This window comes from Chryseobacterium indologenes (genome assembly GCF_018362995.1).
GTDB lineage: Bacteria > Bacteroidota > Bacteroidia > Flavobacteriales > Weeksellaceae > Chryseobacterium > Chryseobacterium indologenes_G.
Genome location: NZ_CP074372.1, coordinates 1,151,398 through 1,172,131, shown reverse-complemented (window position 1 = coordinate 1,172,131; position 20,734 = coordinate 1,151,398). Strand labels below are relative to the sequence as shown.

At 36.3% G+C, this 20,734-nt stretch carries 15 protein-coding genes; 10 read left to right on the top strand and 5 right to left on the bottom strand.

From position 1 onward, the window contains the following. Positions 1-75: 75 nt before the first annotated feature. The 3 genes from atpD (at position 76) to DYR29_RS05230 (ending at position 2,848) form a co-directional block, all read left to right on the top strand. A complete protein-coding gene (atpD, locus tag DYR29_RS05240) occupies positions 76-1,584 on the top strand; it encodes a F0F1 ATP synthase subunit beta (protein WP_047425519.1) in 1,509 nt (502 codons plus the stop codon). A gap of 85 nt (positions 1,585-1,669) precedes the next feature. Then, entirely contained in the window at positions 1,670-1,951 is a 282-nt protein-coding gene (locus DYR29_RS05235) for a FoF1 ATP synthase subunit delta/epsilon (protein ID WP_047425521.1), read from the top strand. Positions 1,952-2,029: 78 nt separating this feature from the next. After that, positions 2,030-2,848 (top strand): hypothetical protein, encoded by an 819-nt coding sequence (locus DYR29_RS05230; protein ID WP_213279600.1) that lies wholly within the window; start codon positions 2,030-2,032, stop codon positions 2,846-2,848. 311 nt (positions 2,849-3,159) lie between these two features. On the opposite strand, the gene DYR29_RS05225 is transcribed toward DYR29_RS05230, so the two are convergent. The 5 genes from DYR29_RS05225 to DYR29_RS05205 all read right to left on the bottom strand — a co-directional run bounded on the left by DYR29_RS05225 (position 3,160) and on the right by DYR29_RS05205 (position 9,869). After that, the gene (locus DYR29_RS05225) at positions 3,160-5,349 is read right to left on the bottom strand and encodes a B12-binding domain-containing radical SAM protein (RefSeq protein WP_213279599.1); all 2,190 of its coding nucleotides are present in this window, start codon (positions 5,347-5,349) and stop codon (positions 3,160-3,162) included. A gap of 196 nt (positions 5,350-5,545) precedes the next feature. Continuing rightward, entirely contained in the window at positions 5,546-6,307 is a 762-nt protein-coding gene (locus DYR29_RS05220) for a hypothetical protein (protein WP_213279598.1), read from the bottom strand. Between the two features lie 221 nt (positions 6,308-6,528). Further along, the gene (locus DYR29_RS05215; RefSeq protein ID WP_213279597.1) at positions 6,529-7,407 is read right to left on the bottom strand and encodes a DMT family transporter; all 879 of its coding nucleotides are present in this window, start codon (positions 7,405-7,407) and stop codon (positions 6,529-6,531) included. Positions 7,408-7,471: 64 nt separating this feature from the next. Continuing rightward, positions 7,472-8,743 (bottom strand): aminotransferase class I/II-fold pyridoxal phosphate-dependent enzyme, encoded by a 1,272-nt coding sequence (locus DYR29_RS05210; RefSeq protein ID WP_185114264.1) that lies wholly within the window; start codon positions 8,741-8,743, stop codon positions 7,472-7,474. An 88-nt stretch (positions 8,744-8,831) separates the two neighbouring features. Next, positions 8,832-9,869, bottom strand: a complete 1,038-nt coding sequence (locus tag DYR29_RS05205; protein ID WP_213279596.1) for a PLP-dependent cysteine synthase family protein — start codon at positions 9,867-9,869, stop codon at positions 8,832-8,834. A 223-nt stretch (positions 9,870-10,092) separates the two neighbouring features. Here DYR29_RS05205 and DYR29_RS05200 point away from each other — a divergent pair, with 223 nt between their 5' ends. The 7 genes from DYR29_RS05200 to DYR29_RS05170 all read left to right on the top strand — a co-directional run bounded on the left by DYR29_RS05200 (position 10,093) and on the right by DYR29_RS05170 (position 20,671). Further along, the gene (locus tag DYR29_RS05200) at positions 10,093-13,578 is read left to right on the top strand and encodes a glycosyltransferase family 117 protein (RefSeq protein WP_213279595.1); all 3,486 of its coding nucleotides are present in this window, start codon (positions 10,093-10,095) and stop codon (positions 13,576-13,578) included. Between the two features lie 87 nt (positions 13,579-13,665). After that, positions 13,666-15,159 (top strand): hypothetical protein, encoded by a 1,494-nt coding sequence (locus tag DYR29_RS05195; RefSeq protein WP_213279594.1) that lies wholly within the window; start codon positions 13,666-13,668, stop codon positions 15,157-15,159. Between the two features lie 120 nt (positions 15,160-15,279). Then, positions 15,280-15,804 carry a DUF1697 domain-containing protein gene (locus DYR29_RS05190; RefSeq protein WP_213279593.1) on the top strand — a complete coding sequence of 175 codons (525 nt, stop codon included), beginning with the start codon at positions 15,280-15,282 and terminating at the stop codon, positions 15,802-15,804. 649 nt (positions 15,805-16,453) lie between these two features. After that, on the top strand, positions 16,454-17,263 hold the full coding sequence (kdsA, locus tag DYR29_RS05185; RefSeq protein ID WP_213279592.1) for a 3-deoxy-8-phosphooctulonate synthase: 810 nt from the start codon (positions 16,454-16,456) through the stop codon (positions 17,261-17,263). Positions 17,264-17,306: 43 nt separating this feature from the next. Continuing rightward, on the top strand, positions 17,307-19,544 hold the full coding sequence (locus DYR29_RS05180; RefSeq protein WP_213279591.1) for a TonB-dependent receptor plug domain-containing protein: 2,238 nt from the start codon (positions 17,307-17,309) through the stop codon (positions 19,542-19,544). 153 nt (positions 19,545-19,697) lie between these two features. Then, complete coding sequence (locus tag DYR29_RS05175; RefSeq protein ID WP_249413621.1) at positions 19,698-20,078, top strand: HYC_CC_PP family protein; 381 nt, start codon at positions 19,698-19,700, stop codon at positions 20,076-20,078. A 119-nt stretch (positions 20,079-20,197) separates the two neighbouring features. Then, positions 20,198-20,671 carry a DUF3347 domain-containing protein gene (locus DYR29_RS05170; protein ID WP_047423157.1) on the top strand — a complete coding sequence of 158 codons (474 nt, stop codon included), beginning with the start codon at positions 20,198-20,200 and terminating at the stop codon, positions 20,669-20,671. The last annotated feature ends 63 nt before the right edge of the window (positions 20,672-20,734 follow it).

Here is a 20,734-nt window from a genome sequence, read left to right as displayed (position 1 = left end):
ATGATAAAAATCTTTTTTTTACCAATTGCGGGTTTATGAAGAATCACTATATTTGCACCAAGAAAAAATTTAGCAATGGCAAACCAAATTAAAGGTAAAATTTCTCAAATTATTGGTCCGGTAATCGACGTTGTCTTCACAGATGTGGAAGCTGTTCCAGCAATCTATGACGCGTTAGAAATTACAAAAGAAAACGGTGAAAAAGTAGTTTTAGAGGTAGAACAACATATTGGCGAAGATACAGTAAGATGTATCGCAATGGACGCTACTGACGGTCTTAAAAGAGGGCAGGACGTAATTGGATACGGAAATCCTATTATGATGCCAATCGGAGAGGCTGTAAACGGAAGACTATTCAACGTTGTTGGTGATGCTATCGACGGACTTCAAGATATTTCTAAGGATGGTGGTCTACCAATTCACAGACCAGCTCCAAAATTTGATCAACTTTCAACTTCTGCAGAAGTTTTATTTACAGGTATTAAAGTAATCGACTTAGTTGAGCCTTACGCAAAAGGAGGTAAAATTGGTTTGTTCGGTGGTGCCGGTGTAGGTAAAACAGTATTGATCCAGGAGTTGATTAACAATATTGCAAAAGGACACGGAGGTCTTTCTGTATTCGCCGGAGTAGGTGAAAGAACGAGAGAAGGAAATGACCTTTTAAGAGAGATGTTGGAATCAGGTATTATCAAGTATGGTGATGATTTCATGCACTCTATGGAAAACGGAGGTTGGGATCTTTCTAAAGTAGACTTAGAAGCTATGAAAGATTCTAAAGCAGCATTCGTTTTCGGACAGATGAACGAGCCGCCAGGTGCAAGAGCTAGAGTAGCACTTTCTGGTCTTACATTGGCTGAGTACTACAGAGACGGTGGAGAAAGCGGACAAGGTAGAGACGTACTTTTCTTCGTAGACAACATCTTCCGTTTTACACAGGCTGGTTCTGAGGTATCTGCACTTCTTGGTCGTATGCCATCAGCGGTAGGTTACCAACCAACTCTTGCTTCTGAAATGGGTGCGATGCAGGAAAGAATTACTTCAACTAAAAACGGTTCAATTACTTCAGTACAGGCGGTATACGTACCTGCGGATGACTTAACTGACCCGGCTCCTGCAACTACGTTTGCTCACTTGGATGCAACTACGGTACTTGACAGAAAGATTGCTTCATTAGGTATTTACCCAGCGGTAGATCCACTAGCGTCTACTTCAAGAATCCTTGCTCCGGAAGTTATCGGTCAGGAACACTATGACTGTGCTCAAAGAGTAAAAGAAATTCTTCAGAGATACAAAGCTCTTCAGGATATCATTGCAATCCTTGGTATGGAAGAACTTTCTGAAGAAGATAAATCTGTTGTATACCGTGCAAGAAAAGTTCAGAGATTCTTATCTCAGCCTTTCCACGTAGCAGAACAGTTTACAGGTATCCCAGGATCATTAGTAGACATCAAAGATACAATCAAAGGATTTACTATGATTATGGATGGTGAATTAGATCACTTACCAGAAGCTGCTTTCAACTTGAAAGGAACTATCGAGGAAGCTATCGAAGCAGGACAAAAAATGTTAGCTGAAAACGCTTAAGAAAATTTTAAATGTTAAATTTTAGATTTTAGATTGAAAAAAATTCATTTAAAATTTAAAATCTATAATCTATAATTCATAAAAAATGAATATAAAAATTTTAACACCAGAATACGTAGTTTTTGAAGGAGAAGTAGATTCAGTATTGTTGCCTGGAAAAAATGGTGAATTTCACATCATGAAAAACCACGCGGGAATTGTTTCTTCTTTAGTCGGAGGTAATGTAAAGCTTTTTGCTAAATCTATTGATGAGGCTTTTGCTAAAAACTTTACCAAAGAAGCTGGAAAAGACTCTGTTTTTGCTTATGCTATCAAAAGCGGTGTTGTAGAATTTAATCATGATAAAGGAATTATCCTTTGTGAATAATTAAATGAAAAGCTAAATATATTTTCAAGAAAGTGTAACTTTGTGTTACACTTTTTTTATTTGTAAAAGTCTGATTGTATGAAGAGAGGCATAATCATATTCTTTACAGTTCTGGGTGTTTTCCTCCATGCTCAGAATATAAAAACCAAAAGAGGAATTATCAACCTGGATGGGATTCCGGTAGCGAAACTGACCAGCAAATCCAGCGAATATACGTTTATGGATCTGAAGGAGACCCCGATGTATACTATAAAATTCATTGATAAAAGTATCGTTGATTCTGTTCGCGACAGCTATATCAGCATCAATAGAGTCTATAACCGGGAGAAAACAATCGAGATTGATTATTCATCACCTTCAGCATTCTCTGGTGAAGAAAAGTCAGCGGTCTTTACTTCGGTTAAGGATCTTAAAATCATTGATAATAAAGGAATCAATGTGAAAAACCTTGACGAAATCTTTTCAAATGTTCCGAAAAGAAAGCTGGATACTAAGACCAAAGATGCTTATGCTATCAGAAAGAAGATTGATAAGATGAATATTGAGGTCAATAAAGTGGGAGAGATCCTGAGTAATGGCGTTCCGGTGGGATATTTTACTAATCTACCAATAAGTTTCGGTTCAGATGATACCATCATGGATAAAACCTCCATAGATATTGAGATTTACGATGCTAAAAGTAAACTTATCGGGAGGTATATTACTACCACAAAGCAATTAAAAACAGCAGGTGGAAAATCTTTTACCATTTATAAGGAAATGTCTGGAAGAGCTTCTATTCTGAAGTTTCCAACTTATAAGGCACTTGCAGAGCGCATGGCTATCATGGATCCTAATTTTATTAAAATACAGGAAAAAGTATCTGTGGGTGACGTATCAAAAGAAACTCCTAATTAAAAAGAAATATATTTTTATATCAATAGGAACGGGCTTTAGCCCGTTTTTTATTATAGATAACTCATTTGGCTTTAGCCAAAACTTGTTGGAAACCTCTTAGTCTAACCACCCCGTCAAAAATTCTTTGAATTTTTGCCACCCCTCCGGAGGAGGGGAATATTTTGCCGTTTTATTCGATGATGGTGAGAATTTTCGATGTATGTTTTTGTGAGATATTATGATCCTTTCAAAAACAGGTTTTATACATTCAGAAAAGAAAATTCAAAGAAAATTCTCAATTTTAAAAATCCCTGAGAAAAAATTGAAAATTTTTATAAACTTAAAATCACCCCGTTTTCCTTCAATTGCTGCATCGGTTTTGAAAACCAGAATAGTTCAAAATCTTCAAAATTCTCTTCAAATTGATTCTTAAGTTGCTGAATAGTAGGTTTTTTTGCGTTTTCAATAGAATTCTCATCCAATACATTCATCAGCCATTCTGCCTTTTCCTGTTCCAGTTCCACCTTCACTATATTGGTTTTTAAGTGGAATGTAAGTAACGTATATGTACCAGAATATTTCTTTTTATTTTTTACGCGATTCTCAGCGATTACATTTTTGGTCAGAAAGATAACTTTGGAGTTGGTCTTCAACTGAAACTGGCCATTTTCTAGAAGACAGTCATGAATATAATCCGGATGAATTGTTGTTCTTGGAATTTTAAAATCAAACCACTCCTGAAGCGGCAGTTCAAAATTTACTCCATGCATATAATTGAACAGAGATTTTTTTAATCCGAAGCTGAACTTGTTGTGATCAATTCCGGTTTTATCCTGAAAGTCTATATCGTTATTGGCAAACAGAATTTCTTGTTTTACCGGAACAACGCCAAAATCTTCAGGCTTCATTCCAACAGGTGAATGAGCAGTCATGGCAAACTGATGCCAGAAACCACTTTGAAGAATTCCCATTTCAAACATCTGCCGAATCATTTCCAGAGAATCAACCGTTTCCTGAACAGTTTGGGTAGGGTAGCCATACATCAGATAAGCATGCACCATAATTCCGGCTTCTGTAAAATTTCTTGTTACATTGGCAACCTGTTCCACAGAAACTCCTTTGTCGATTAATTTTAACAATCGGTCACTGGCTACTTCAAGCCCTCCGGAAACAGCAACACATCCTGAAAGTTTCAGAAGATAGCATAAATCACGGGTAAAGCTTTTTTCAAAACGGATATTTGTCCACCAGGTAACGACAAGATTTCTTCTGAGGATTTCCAGAGCAACTTCTCTCATCAGGGCAGGTGGTGCAGCTTCATCCACAAAATGGAATCCGGTTTCACCCGTTGTTTTAATCAATTCTTCAATCCGGTCTACCAGTATTTTAGCAGAAATAGGTTCGTAAATCTTGATGTAATCTAATGAAATATCACAAAATGTGCATTTTCCCCAATAGCATCCATGAGCCATCGTGAGTTTGTTCCATCTTCCGTCGCTCCATAAACTATGCATGGGATTGGCGATTTCTATAACGGAAATGTATTGATCGAGTCTTAAGTCCGTATAATCAGGAGTGCCGATATCAGCCTGTTTGTAATCGTGTCTTTTAGAATTATTTTTATAAACAACTTCCTGATTTTCGAGGAGAAAAGTTCTTTTAAATTCACCTTCCTCATTGGAAATTTCTAAATTTTGGTGAAGAAGTTCAATAGGAAGTTCACCGTCATCTAAGGTAATAAAATCAAAGAATTCAAAAACTCTCTGGTCTTTAATTTCCCTTAACTCAGTATTGGGAAAACCACCGCCCATCGCAATTTTGATGTGAGGATGATTCTTTTTGATCCATTGCGCACATTTAAAAGCAGAGTACAGATTGCCGGGAAAAGGGATTGAAAAACAAACCAGTTTCGGCTGAACCATTTCTATTTTTTCACGAAGAATTTTTAATGTAAATTCATCAATAAATGTTAGATCACCAGATAATTTTGAATATAATTCATCAAAAGAATTGGCACTTTTCCCGAGACGTTCAGCGTATCTGCTGAAACCAAAATCGGAGTCGATATTTTCAACAATATAATCTGATATGTCTTCTAAGTATAAGGTTGCCAAATGTTTGGCTTTATCCTGAAGTCCCATATTTCCAAAAGCAAATTCCATATCATCCAGCTGGTTGAAGCGGGAAGCTTCGGGGAGAAAATTCATACTGCAGATCTGTCTTGCCAATGTGGGCGTTTTATCCTGTAAAAACAGAATAACCTGATCTATGGTTTTGATATATTCTTCTCTTAAGGCATAGATTCTCTGCGAATTTTCAGAGGTATCCTGAAGATCAATTTTTTTGCTGAAAACCTTCTGAATTCCGTCTTTTGAGAATAATTCCAAAATAACATCAATCCCCAAATCTATCTGATAACAGGAAATATTTTTGGTATTTAAAAATCCTTTAATATAAGCCGTTGCAGGATAAGGAGTATTAAGTTGGGTAAAAGGCGGAGTAATAAGAAGCAGGTCTTTCAACAGAAATTTTTTGCAAAGTTATTCTAAAGTTTTTTCAGAAAAAAATTTTTTCTCCTGATTATAAACAGTGAAGAAAAGTCTTTAGCACTTTGGTTTCTGAGAATCTGTTCCTATGGGGATTTAATCACTTTATTATTTCTGCAGCAATTTAAACCAGGATATGAATAGTAAAATGATGATATTAAGATAATTGATATCAAAATAAGTTAGTCGGTTTAACAAATAAGGTATCCGGAGGATTATGATCAATAAAGTTTAAAAAAGAATCTTCATCAAAGTATCCGTCCTCGTCCAGAATCTCGGGGTTCAGTAATCCAATTTCACTGGGTTTTTCCAGGCTGATATTCTCGATGAACTTTCCTGTTTTTCCTGTTATTTCATTATGAAAACTAATTAAATATCTGGAATATATATTTCCCTCGGCAACAGTATAATGTCCGTTTTCTGCAATAAGAGAAGTCATAATACTTCCACCGATATACGTTTCATTATCATTACCTGATGCTCCGAATAATACTTTGCTGGTAACATTTCCGGCACAGTAAAGTGAACCGTTGATGATGATATTTTCTGCCTGTATATTACCTGTTGTAATGAGGACGATAAAGTCTTCAACAAAAAGGGTTTTGGATAAATGGATATCATCTTCTATGAAAATGATTTTATAACCTTCATCTTCTTTGGTAACAAGTTCAAGAGAAATAGTGTTTTCGTTTTCTATAAGGACAATCCCGGGAGCGTCATCTTCATTATTAATGTGAAGTGAAGCGTCTTTTATTTTTTCTGCCGTTTCATCATCCAGCATTTCAAGAAACTCGGCAAGGCTTTCTTCATCTAAAGAGCTTTCATTGAAGAAATTGTTTTCCAGAGCTTCGTGAGCGATCGTATATAGATTTTCGGATTTTTCTTTGAGTCTTTTATATAGTTGATCTTTCGTGAGTTTTTGTAATTCTTTCATCGGCTTTTAAACTAAATGCGTTGATCTGTTATAGGAGGGAATGCCTATCAATAGACCATTGCAATATAGTCAGATAAATTTTTTTATGCCAGAGAGACAGCTTTATTTTTTAATATTTTTCAAATCAGATAAAAGAAACGAATGAGTTCTTTTTTAATCAGTAAAACTGATCTTATTTGTATCGTAAAATATTATTTAAAGAAGACCTAAAAAAGCTATCATTATACATGATTCAGATTTTTACGGTCTGTAATGACATTTAAAGTAACGCCCATCAAAATGAGGGTAATCCCGATCAGTAAGTTGCTGGTAAACTTTTCATGGAATATCAATACACTAATCAGTACAGCAACTACCGGTTCCAGAGCACCTAGAATAGATACAGGAGTAGATCCGATATATTTGATTGCATACACAAGACAAAGGCTGGAGATCACTGTAGTAAGGAATGCAAAAATAAGAAAGTTAAAAAAGATTTCTGCTGAAGGAATAGCGAACGACTCATGAGCCGCCACAGCTTTTGTCATAAAGAACGTGGATGTGAAAAGCATAGAGTAGAAAGTAAGCTTAAACCCGGAAACCTTCATATTCGATTTGTTCACAATAACCATATACAGCGCATAGAATAATGAACTGAGCATTACAATTCCCAATCCTGTAAAATTAATTTCCAATCCGTTACCTTTCAGGCACAACACAATGACTCCTGTGAAAGCAAGAAGCAAAGAAACAACGGATAACCTGGTAAGCTTCTCCTTGTAAAAGAAAAACATAATCAAGGCTACGATAACCGGATAAATAAATAAAACAGTAGAAGCAATTCCGGCAGTAAGAAAATCATACCCTAAAAACAAAAACTCTGAAGAAAGAGCATAGCAGACTCCAAGTATGGCCAGGATTAACGCTTCTTTTCTATTGATTTTAAAACTTTCTTTGGAATACAGCAAATATCCTCCAACCATTAAAGCTGAAAAGAAAAATCTATAGAACAGGGTAATGTCCAATGAAAAATGTGCCTGCTTGATAGGCAGAATAAAAATCGGGATCAGTCCATAGGAAACAGCTGACAGAATCCCCAATGCGTAACCTTTAAGTTTCATGTATTGTTATCGGTATTTAAATAAAAAACCACTGAATCAATCAGTGGTTTTTTTTATTTTCAAATTAAATCGGTTTAAAACTTAATCCTTGTTCCTGCAGTAATTTTTGTTCCTGCTCTTTATAGTAACCACTTACTAGTTTATCATGAATTGCTTCAAATGCAGCCAGAGTTTCATTAATCTCTGCGTCTGTATGGGAAGCGGTAGGAATTAATCTTAAAAGAATCATTCCCTTTGGAATTACCGGATATACTACCACAGATGTGAAGATACCGTATTTCTCTCTTAAGTCTTTTACCAATAGAGTAGCTTCTACCGGAGTTCCCTGCATCATGACCGGAGTTACACAAGTGTTGGTATCTCCAATGTTGAATCCTCTTTCTTTAAGTCCGTTCTGTAGTTTGTAAACATTCTCCCAAAGTTTAGCTTTGATCTCAGGTTTTGATCTCAACAACTCCAATCTTTTTAATCCTCCGATTACCATTGGCATCGTAAGAGATTTTGCAAAGATTTGTGATCTAAGGTTGAATTTCAGGTATCTGATGATTTCTTTGTCACCCGCAAGGAATGCTCCGAAACCAGCCATTGATTTAGCAAACGTAGAGAAGTATACATCAATCTGATCATTACAGTCCTGTTCTTCACCTACACCGGCACCTGTTTTACCAAGTGTCCCGAAACCATGGGCATCATCTACCAATAATCTGAACTGGTATTTAGATTTAAGATCGCAGATTTCTTTGATTTTTCCCTGTTGTCCTCTCATCCCGAAAACTCCTTCTGTAATCACAAGAATACCACCTCCTGTTTCTTCAGCTACTTTAGTTGCTCTCTGAAGGTTTTTCTCCAGGCTTGCCATATCATTATGCTTGTAGGTAAATCTCTTCCCGGAATGAAGTCTTACTCCATCCACGATGCAGGCATGAGAATCCATATCATAAACAATTACATCATTTCTGCTTACCAAAGCATCAATGGTAGAAACCATTCCCTGGTAACCGAAGTTCAATAAGTATGCTGATTCTTTTTTTACAAAGTCTGCCAATTCTCTTTCCAGCTGAAGGTGCTGATCTGTTTCTCCAGACATCGCTCTTGCTCCCATTGGATAGAACATTCCATATTCTGCAGCCGCTTTTGCATCCGCTTCTATTACTTCAGGATGATTACACAACCCTAAATAGTCATTGGCACTCCAGAAAATTACTTCTCTCCCCTGAAACTGCATTCTAGGGCCGATGGGTCCCTCTAATCTCGGGAAAATAAAATAGCCTTCACCATAATCTGCAAATTGTCCAAGTGGTCCTGGATTTTCTTTTATTCTTTCAAAAATATCCAACATTGTATCGTAATTTTTAAGTAATAAAGCCTTTTTTGTCTGAATACGCAAAAGGCTTTATTTATTTGTATCGTGATTTTATTCGTTCTTATTTGATAAACTCCGTTTTGAAAACTTCGTCATAATTGTGAACACAGTTGTTGACAAATCCCTGTTCGGCCATCCATTGATCACTGTAAACTTTAGTGATGTATCTTGAACCGTGGTCAGGATATATTAAAACAACCAAGTCATTTTCTGTAAGCTCATGAGACTGTGCATACTGCATCAATCCCTGTGTTACAGCTCCGGTAGTATAACCTCCCATGATGGCTTCTTTCAAAGCAATTTCGCGGGTTCTGTACGCGGACATTTCATCATTTACCCTTACAAACTCATCCACCTTGTCGAAAAGCAGGGCAGCAGGGATCAGGTTTTTACCCATTCCTTCAATCTGATAAGGATGTACATCTTCTTTGTGAATTTCTCCTGTCTCGTGATAGCTTTTTAGTATAGAGCCATCCGCATCTACTCCGATAATCTTGATATTCGGGTTTTTCTCTTTCAAAAACTTTGCGGAACCTGATAGCGTACCTCCGGTTCCGGTGCAGGCAAGAAGGTGAGTGATCTTACCTTCCGTCTGTTCCCAGATCTCGGGACCTGTAGTCTGATAGTGCGCATCAATATTCAGCTCGTTAAAATATTGATTGATGTAAATAGAATTGGGAGTTTCCTGGGCGATTCTTTTAGCAACTTCATAGTATGATCTCGGATCATCTGCCGGCACATTGGCTGGGCATATGTACACCGTAGCACCCAATGCTTTCAGATAAGCAATTTTCTCAGGTTTTGTTTTATCACTTACTGCAAGAATACATTTATATCCCTTAATGATACATACCATCGCAATAGAAAACCCGGTATTACCGGATGTAGTTTCTACAACTACAGAATCTTCTTTTAAAAGGCCTTTTCTCTCTGCGTTCTCTATAATATGAAGTGCGATTCGGTCTTTGGTAGAATGTCCAGGATTATATGATTCTAACTTGGCGTAAACGGTTGCTGGAATATCTTTTGTAACAGTATTTAGCTTCACCATCGGAGTGTGTCCTATCAGGCCAAGAATATTATCGTAAACATTACTCATTATTTGTTATTTTCAATAAAAATCTGACTGCAAAAATACAAAAAAATAAATAATTACTAAACTTTTGTTTGATTTCTAGGGCATAGTTTTGTAAAAAGTTATTTTCGTATTTACAGTTTTGACACGTCTATAATCGCAAATACTACGCCAAAATTTTTAAATTTTGTTAAAACCCGCATAAAATAAGATAAAAGCCTTATTTTCGCATAATTGATTTAATACTATGAAAAATTGGACTTTTAGGCAATGGAACACCGTTTTAGGATGGGTGATTTTCGTCATTGCGTTTTTCACGTACTTGTCCACCATAGAACCCAATTTCAGTTTTTGGGATTGTGGCGAGTACATTTCTTCTGCAGTAAAACTTGAAGTAACGCACGCTCCCGGAGCAGCTTTATTCCAGATAGTGGGTGCCGTGGCAGCCATTTTTGCATTAGGGAAAGGCGAAAATTATTCCATCGTGATCAACGCGATGTCTGCATTGTTCAGTGCGCTGACTATTTTATTTTTGTTCTGGACGATCACACATTTTGTGAGAAGACTTCTGAACAAAGATTTTGAAGAAATTACAAAACATCAGGAAATCTCTATTTTATTTGCAGGAGCAGTAGGAGCACTTTGCTTTACCTTCTCAGATACATTCTGGTTCTCTGCAGTAGAAGGAGAGGTTTACTCTATGGCTTCTATGTTTATCGCGCTTTTGGTCTGGTTAATCACCAAATGGGAGAATGAGTACAAAGCGGGAGACAGTGAAAGATGGATTATTCTTATTTTCTTCGTTTTAGGACTTTCTGTAGGGGTGCATATGATGGGTATGCTGGCAATTCCTGCAGTATGTCTGGTATATTATGCAAGAAACTATAAGTTTACCTGGAAAAACTTTATCTGGGCCAACCTTATTACACTGGGGATTTTGATTATTGTTTTCAAAATTATCTTCCCTTTGATTATGACAATGTTCGGAAGACTTGAGATTTTCTTTGTGAATGGTCTTGGACTTCCTTTCCACTCCGGAACAATTGCCGCTTTTGTTTTAATGGTAGCGATCTGCTATTTCTTAATCAAATATGCAAGAAAAGCAAAGAAAAACATCTACCAGACTGCTGCATTATCTGTGGTTTTCATGATGATCGGATTCTCTTGCTGGATGGTTATTCCTATCAGAGCAAATGCTAATCCGCCAATGAACCTTAATGATCCTGATACTGCAATTGGTATGCTGGATTATTATAACAGAGAGCAGTATGGTGACTGGCCTACGATCTACGGACAGAACTATACAGCATTCCTTGATGCTAACGGAATTGAAAAGAATGAAGACGGAAGCTTTAAGACACAAAAAACCGGTGAGATCTATGAAAAAGATGAGAAAACCGGAACATACAGAAAGACAGGAGACCGTTTCAATTATGTTTTCAACAAATCTCAGGTAAGCTTAATGCCGAGAATGTTTAATGAGGATAAAGATGTAATGGCTAACTATATTTCAATGTATGGAGCTCCTGATTTTACATTCAATTATGGAAATGAAGACGTGGCAGATAACCCACAGGCTAAGCAGATTTTTGACGAGCTGAGAGCAAAATATGAAGACAAATCAATCACTGCTGCAGATTATCTGAAAGTAAAACCTTATAACCTTATCAATGTTCAGAAGCCTTCATTCCTTCAAAATATGGAGTATTTCATTTCTTTCCAGAACGGATACTACTTTGTAAGATACCTGATGTGGAACTACGTAGGAAGACAGAACGATCTTGAAGGAAACATGGAAAGCACAAAAGGAAACTGGATTTCCGGAATTCCTTTTATAGATAATGTAAACGTAGGAAACCAGGATAAGCTGCCTGCTAAATTCAAAAATGAAAGTACGGTAAAATTCTTCTTCCTTCCGTTGATTTTAGGTCTTATTGGATTCTTTTTCCAGTTAAACAGGGACTTCGGAAGATTCTATGCACTGTTATCATTATTTATATTAACAAGTGTAGGGATTATTTTCTATACAGGGGTAAAACCTTTTGAGCCAAGAGAAAGAGATTATGCAATGGTAGGTTCATTCTACGCATTTGCAATCTGGATTGGTATGGGAGCAGGAGCAATTCTATGGTTCCTGCAGTCTAAAATAAAATCAAACGGAGCTAACATTGCTCTAGGAGTGGTTTTATTAGGTGTGCCTTTCATGATGGGCTTTCAGAACTACAATGTTCATGACAGAAGCAACAGATATACCGCTTACGATTATGCATATTCAGTTTTAAAATCATTACCGAAAAACGATATCCTTTTCGTTTACGGAGATAATGATACGTATCCAGTTTGGGCCATTCAGGAAACAGAAAGATTCAGAGATGATGTGAAGGTAGTAAACTTTACCCTTGCTTCAACGCCCTGGAACCTTGATCAGATCAAGAGAAGAACTTACAACGCTATGGGAATCCCTAGCCAGTTGACTCATGAAGATTACAGAGATGGTGTAAATGACCAGATCTATATGATGAAGAAAGAAGATTGGGAAGGTGTTTTCTCTATGTTGAAAGAACAGGGAGCACCGGAAACAGAATTTCAGTCTTTCAGAAAGTATCTTACTCAGGATTCTTTAACATTGAAACAAGCAATTGAATTCATTAAATTCAAATCTCCTGAAAAAGACGAATTATTGAAAATGTACTTTGGGGAAGAGAAATTTGAAAAATACAATATCCTTCCGGTAAACAAATTCATTCTTCCTGTCAATAAAGAAAATGCTTTAAAAGCAGGAATCATCAACAAAGAAGATCTTCCGAATGTAGCCAATCAGATTATGATTACTTACAAAGGAAATACATTGTATAAGAACAACCTGATTTTGATGGATCTTTTAGCGAACTTCGACTGGAAACGTCCGATCAACTTCTCATCAGGAGGTATCTATGACAGTGAAAATATTTTCTATCTTAACGATTACCTTCAGTTTGACGGATTCAGTTACAGATTAATCCCTATCCAAACGCCTCCGACGGCTGATGGAGATATGGGAAGAGTAGATGCGAATTCTCTTTATAATGTGGTGAAAAACTTCAGATGGGGGAACTTCAAAAACTTAAATGCTCACTTTGATGAAACGGCTACTTCCAATATCATCAGTTACAGAATGTCAGCGAGCAGAGCTGCAGCAGCACTTGCATTGAGCGGACAAAAAGCTAAAGCTTTAGAAATTCTGGATCTTGCAGCCAAAGAAATTCCTGCTGAGAAATATAACGACCCTCGTTCATTAAGCTCAATTGTATCAGGATATATCATTGCAGGGCAGGAGCAGAAAGGTCTTCAGATTGCTGAAGTGCTTAAAAAAGGAATCTTTGAAGAATACGATTATTATTTAAGTCTTTCCAAAGCAGATCAAAGTTACCTGAGAAGACAAATGAGAACAAAACCTATGGAATATTCTCTTGTAGTAGCTGCTGTAACGGATGCTTACACTAAGATCGGACAGAAAGAAAAAGCATATGCTTATCTTGTAAAATCTATTGAGCCTATTGATAAGAAGTTCAATGTATTTGTAAAAGATCTTCAGGAAATGGGCAAAGAGAAGGCGATGAAAGAGTCTGAAAATGTACAGCAGATCACGCCATTCTATCAGTATTTATTTGATGTCATGGAACCTTACGATTCTACTTATTCAAAAGAAAAAGAAAATCAGATTACTACTGCGATTATCAAAGCAACTAAATAAAATACTTAAAACGGGACTTCGGTCCCGTTTTTTTATTATTGGGATTCCTGAATATTAAGGCTATATTTGTGAAAGTAAAAATACATAATGGCTGAAACACAAAATAGCAAATTCCCAATCTATGCCGTAATTGTTACGGTTCTTTTTAAACTACTTTTTTTATTGACGCACTACATCCAGGAAGATGCATTTATTACCTGGAGAGTAGCCCAGAATCTTTTGGATTACGGTGTAATTGGCTTCAACGGAGATACTAAAATCTCTGCATCTACCACTCATCTTTATGTGTTTGTATCATATATTTTCAATCTTGTTTTTGGAAAAGAAGACTTTATTGAACCTCTTTTGATTTTTAATTCCATACTGTTTACGATAGGAACTTTACTGCTTTCCCATTTGGTTCTTAAAAACCCGTGGAATAAAGCAATCTTTATATTTTTGATCGGTATTTTACCACCAGCCATTAAAATATCAATCCTCGGAATGGAATACGGAATCCTGTTTTTCCTCGAGATGGCATTGCTGTATTATGGCTTCCATAAAGGAAAAAAATGGGTATTGACACTTCTTCCGGTATTAATCATGTTTACAAGAATCGATACCGTGATATTCCTGGGAATTGTATTTCTTGTAGATATATTCTGGAACAGAAAAATCAGATGGAATTATATTTTTGGAGGCATTCTGGGTGTTTTATCAACGGTTGCTTTCAATTGGTTTTATTTTGGTGAGTTGGTTAATAATACCATTACAGCCAAAAAGCTTCTTTACAGTGAGAACTTTACGATCCAGCAGCATATTGGCTACTTTTTTAAGAGTTTTGGAAACTTTTGGGGAATGCTGAAACTTCCGGGAGATTTTAATCCGATTACAGTTGTGGTGTTGATCTTTGAACTGCTTTGCTTTATTTATCTGATCAGACAAAGAGAACAGAGAAATTATTTCTTATGGATGATCTTTATTTTCGGATGGGTAAAACAAATGATTTTTATTTCTCAAAAGAGCTTGTTCGACTGGTATTACTGGGTGCCGCAGCTTTTACTTTTTGTTCCGGTTCTTATTTTTGTATTAGAGCAGAAAGAGAAGAGAAACCTATGGCTGTCATTACTTGTTGTATTTTATATTTTCCCGATGCTTGTCTTCCAGACTGTTCACTGTATTGCAACAGGAAACGGAGAGTGGAACTACCGCAGAACAATCGGAACGTTTTTAAATCAATATGAAAAAGATAAAAATCAATGGATCTTACTGGAACCGGCGGGTTATGTACCTTACTTTTCAGGATTAAAAACAATTGATGAGGTTGGATTGGTTGATAAACAGATTCAGGAAGAGATTAAAAAGGATAAAGTAAACTATTGGATCAATACTGTAAAAACAAGAAAACCGAAATATCTTCTTTCTTACCAAAATTTATACGAAGGAAACAATGCGAATTCATTCTATTATCAAACCCATTATAGACTTTTGAAGGAATTCAGAGTGAAAGATCATCTGAAAAGTGATAATAAGATTTTAGAAAAAATTTACAACCTGAAACCTTCCGGAACAGACTATAATTTGTACATTAGGGTTGATTAAAAGATTGAAATATTTAAGCATTTAAAGATTAAAAAATAAGGAGTCCTTATAACTTTTTACTCTCAAACCCTCAAACCCTCAAACTCACAACCTAGTATCTAATCCCTAATCCCTGAAAAAATGAAATACTGTGCTTTTCTCCGCGGTGTCAACGTAAAAGGAACCAATATGAAAATGGCTGATGTCTGCCAGGTTTTTAAAGATGCCGGCATGAAAGAGGTGAGCTCAATATTGGCTTCTGGAAATATTGTGTTTTCTTCAGATAAAAGTGTAGAAGAGCTAAAGACCGTCCTTGAAAAAGCAATGTCAGAACATTTTTCTTATGAAGCTTTTCTGTTTGTAAAATCTCAGGCAGAGACAGAAGTTTTCTGGAAGAGTATTCCTTTTGAGAAGAATGAAAACTTCCATATTTATAGTTTTGTAGGAATTCCGGGCGTGGAAAAAGTTTTGATGGAGGAGTTTCAAAAAGCTGCCCAGGCAAAAGGAGAAAAGGCCGAGATTATCAATGATATATTTTACTGGCAGGTCCCGAAAGGGAATACATTGGATTCTACCTTTGGGAAGGTTTTGGGAAAGAAAAGTCTTAAAGATCAGTTGACCAGCAGGAATGCAAATACTTTTGAGAAAATTCTGAAGAAATTCTAAATAAATTATTGCGGATGCTTCGACAGGCTCAGCATGACATCACTAAAAAATGACGCTAATGTGATGTGGCCTTGCCGTGTTTGTACATTGATTATTTATACTGTTTTATTATAATTTTCACATTAATAAAACAGCTAGTATTAGATTTGTCATGCTGAGCCTGTCGAAGCATCTGTCAATTCATAACCCGAAATTCAAGATCTTTTGATTAACATATTGTCTATTGTAAGGTATACGTTAATAAAAACAGCTAGTATTAGGACTGTCATGCTGAGCCTGTCGAAGCATCTGTCAATTCAAAACCGGAAATTCAAGATTCTTTTGATTACCATATTGTCTATTGTAAGGACATGTTAATAAAAACAGTTAGTATTAGAGTTGTCATGCTGAGCCTGTCGAAGCATCTGTCAATTCAAAAACCGGAAATTCAATATTCTTTTGATTACCATATGTCTATTGTAAGGACACGTTAATAAAAACAGCTAGTATTAGAGTTGTCATGCTGAGCCTGTCGAAGCATCTATTAATTAATAATCAAAAATCTAAATGAGTTAAAAACTATTGCAACCATAGCCTGTTAAAGCAACCAAATAATTTCCATTTGTGAAACTTTCTCAGTATTTTTACTGAACTTTTTAATTACAACAAAATGATTCAGTATTTAGATAATATTTCGCACAAAGATTCAAAAAACTTTTTCCTTATTGCCGGACCTTGTATTATTGAAGGGGAAGATATGGCATTGAGAATTGCTGAAAAAGTAATCAATATCACAGATAAATATAATATTCCATATATTTTCAAAGGAAGTTTCAAAAAGGCTAACAGAAGCCGTGTAGACTCTTTCACAACCATTGGTGAAGAAAGATCCCTTGAAATCCTTAAAAAGGTGGGAGAGACCTTTAATATTCCTACAACAACAGATATTCATGAAAATGAGCATGCAGCGCTGGCAGCACAATATGTAGACGTTCTGCAGATTCCGGCATTCCTTGTTCGTCAGACTGATTTATTAATCGCAGCTGCGAAAACAGGAAAATGTGTTACCCTTAAAAAAGGACAGTTCCTTTCACCGGAAGCAATGAAGTTTGCCGTTCAGAAAGTAACAGATTCTGACAACCAGAAAGTAGCGATTATTGAAAGAGGAAATTCTTTCGGATATACAGATCTTATCGTGGATTACAGAGGAATTCCTACCATGAGAGAATATGCTCCGGTTATTTTAGATGTTACACACTCTTTACAGCAGCCTAACCAGAATTCAGGGGTTACAGGTGGAAGACCGGATCTTATTGAAACTGTTGCTAAAGCAGGAATTGCAGTAGGAGCAGACGGAATTTTCATCGAAACACATCCTACACCGGAAACCGCTTTATCTGATGGTGCCAACATGCTAAGGTTAGATTTATTAGAAGATTTGTTACAAAAATTGACAAGAATTAGAGAATCGATTTTGTAATTGTTAAAAAAACATTAATTTTAGAAATTCTAAAACATTTCTTTTGAAAAAACTAGTTTTACCGCTAAGCCTTATGGTCCCGTTTCTGATTTTCTCCCAACAAAGAAAAAAGGATACAGCGACCACTAGAGTAACCGATATAGAGGAAGTTGTCTTCCAGAAAAAAGCAACAGGAAGAACAAACGACCTTACCAATGTGAGAATTTCAGCAAAAGAAGCAAAATCTGTAGCTTCTATCAACGGTGGAATTGAAGGATTGCTTAAGACACTTCCTTCCGTAAACTCCAATACCGAGCTGTCTTCCCAATATATGGTTCGTGGTGGAAACTATGATGAAAATCTTATCTACATCAATGATATTGAGATCTACAGACCTTTCCTGATCAGAAACTCACAACAGGAGGGGATGAGTATCATCAATCCGGATATGGTTTCTGCGGTCAATTTCTCTGCAGGAGGGTTTGAAGCCAAGTATGGTGATAAAATGTCTTCTGCTTTAAATATCTATTACCGTGAACCTGAAAAATTTGAAGTTTCAGGAGAGGCCAGTTTAATTGGAGGTAGACTGACAACAGGTCTGGCTTCAAAAAATAAAAAATTTACAGCCTTATTTTCGGGAAGATACAGAAACACCAATCTTGTTCTTAATACCTTGAAGGAAGATACGGACTTTAACCCGACGTATTGGGATTTCCAGTCTTATCTGAATTATCATGTCAGTGATAAATTCTCCATGTCATTTATCGGATATTATTCCAAGAATGATTACGAGATGATTCCTAAGGCAAAAAGTGTTACTTTCGGAAGTCTTCAGCAGCCTATCACTGTAAATATAGGATATGCTGGGAAAGAAAACGACCAGTATAAAAATATGATGGGGACATTCTCCATGAATTATAAGCCGGCTGACAAATGGAAGCTTACTTTGGATGCTTTTGCGTATCAGAACAGAGAAAGAGAATATTATACCATTCAGTCAGCATATGAGCTTCAGACGTTTGATCCGGTAACACAGCAGCCTGTGACTTCTTTCGATGTTGGCGGACAGATAGAGCATGCAAGAAATGACTTATTTGTAAGAACATACGGAACACAGTTCAGAGCCAAATTTTCTCCTAATGTAAACACCGACTTTGAAGTTGGATTTAAATATGAGAAAGAAAACCTGAAAGATCTTACCAATGAATGGAAATTGGTAGACTCCGCAGGATACAGCCTTCCAAGACCGGAAATTATTGATCCAAGAACAGGAACTACCGGTGACCTTAAACTGGCATATTATATTGCAGGACAGAATAATATTGAACCTACAAGAGTTTCAGCATATGCACAATATTCACAAAAATTCTACTGGGGAGCCAGTAAAGTGTTTGTAAATGCCGGAGTACGTGTTGCGAATTGGAGCTTCAATAAAGAAACGATATTCTCTCCAAGAGCTCAGTTTGCGATAAAACCTGATTGGGACAGCGATATGTTGTTCAAAATTTCAGGAGGAATCTACTATCAGTCTCCTTTCTATAAAGAGATTAAAGATTTGGATGGTAATTTTAACTCCAATATAAAGTCACAGCGCTCTATTCAGGTGATTCTTGCCAATGATTATGAGTTCCAGATGTATGACAGACCATTTAAGCTTACGACAGAGCTTTACTATAAGAAAATGGATAATCTGATTCCGTATTATATGGATAATGTGAGAATCCGTTATTCCGGGCAGAATAATTCCAAAGGATATGCGTATGGTATTGATACAAGATTATTTGGTGAGTTTGTACCTGGTGTAGATTCATGGTTGTCTGCGAGTTATGCCAGAGTATACGAAAATATTGATGGAAAAGGTGATATTCCAAGACCTACAGATCAGAGATTAAGATTTGCGATGTTTTATCAGGATTATATGCCAAGCTTCCCGTCTATGCGGGTGAACCTTACTTTAGTATATGCTATGGGATTACCGACAGGTGCTCCTGTACTATTCAACAGTAACGGGCAGCCGGATTTTAATGCAGCTTATAATTATCAGCAGACGCTTCCTTCTTATAAAAGAGTAGATTTGGGATTGACAAAAGTATTCATTGATCCGAAAGAGAAAAATAAAAGATCAGGATTCTGGGGTAATTTTGAGGAGCTGACATTAGGAGTTCAGGTTTTCAACGCATTCAACATCAACAACACAGTAGCGAATCAATGGATCACTGACTATAACAGCAATTATATGTATCCTGTTCCGGTACGTCTTACAGGACGTTTCTTCAATGTGAAGTTAGAATTTAAACTGTAAAAAATTAAAAGATGAGGTTGGTGTTAATCTCTCAAAAAATAAATAAAAGCTTTTGGAGAAATTCGGAAGCTTTTTATTTTACCCGAATTTTGTAACATCATTACCAAATTTTATAACAACGGTCTCAGAGATATTTTTATCTTTGTCCTATCAATGAAAAAGATTCTTGCCATATTGTTTTCTATTTTCTACTTCGGGTTTTCTTCCGGAGCGGCTTTTAGCATTCATTATTGCATGAAGGAATTTGTTTCTGTAAGCCAGAAAACAGATGGTATCTGTGCTAAATGCGGCGTTAAAGACAAAAAAGGATGCTGCAAAACAGAGATCAAAGTAGTAAAAGTAGATGATTCCCAGAAATCAGATTTGCTTAAAATTGACTTTTTAGGCCAGATTTCAGAAATTCCGGTGAAACATCAGTTTGCTGTTATTGATAAGTCTTTTTCAGCCACCAAATTTACTCAAATCCAGATTAATGCACCGCCTGAATACCAGCCGGTCCCAATCTATATCAATCATTGTAATTTTAGAATTTAGAATCCGTCTGTCGTTTTCTGTATCATTACCATGTACAGTTACAGGCGACATGTCCTGATGCATATTCCTGATGCGTTACCATTATTCTTTATTAAAAATTAATTCTAAAATTTAAAACAATGAAAAAATATATCATCACAGCAGCTTTATCTATATTCTCAGTTATCTCACTATCAGCACAATCTAAAAAGGATGCTCAGGTTTCTAAGCTGTATCAGAACTATATCGCAATCAAATCAGCACTAGCTTCAGATGATGCTGACAAAACTTCAAAAGCTGCAACAGAATTCATTAAAACAGCTTCAACCATTGACTATAAAATGGTTTCGGAAGGGAATCTTAATGTTCTCAGAAAAGATGCTTCTGTTATTTCCGAAGCAAGAAATGTTACTGCCCAAAGAGAAACCTTTCTCAACCTTTCAGACAATATGATCGCTTTAACCAAGGAGTTCAAACTTTCTGAAAACCCAGTCTATGTACAATATTGCCCAATGGCAGACGGCAGCTGGCTGAGCGATGAAAAACAGATTGCCAACCCATACTACGGGAAGTCTATGCTTTCATGCGGAAGTGTAAAGTCAGAGATTAAATAATTAGTCTATTATTCTTTAAAATAACAAGTTGTATAGCTTAAGTTATAATTGACTTTAAGCTGT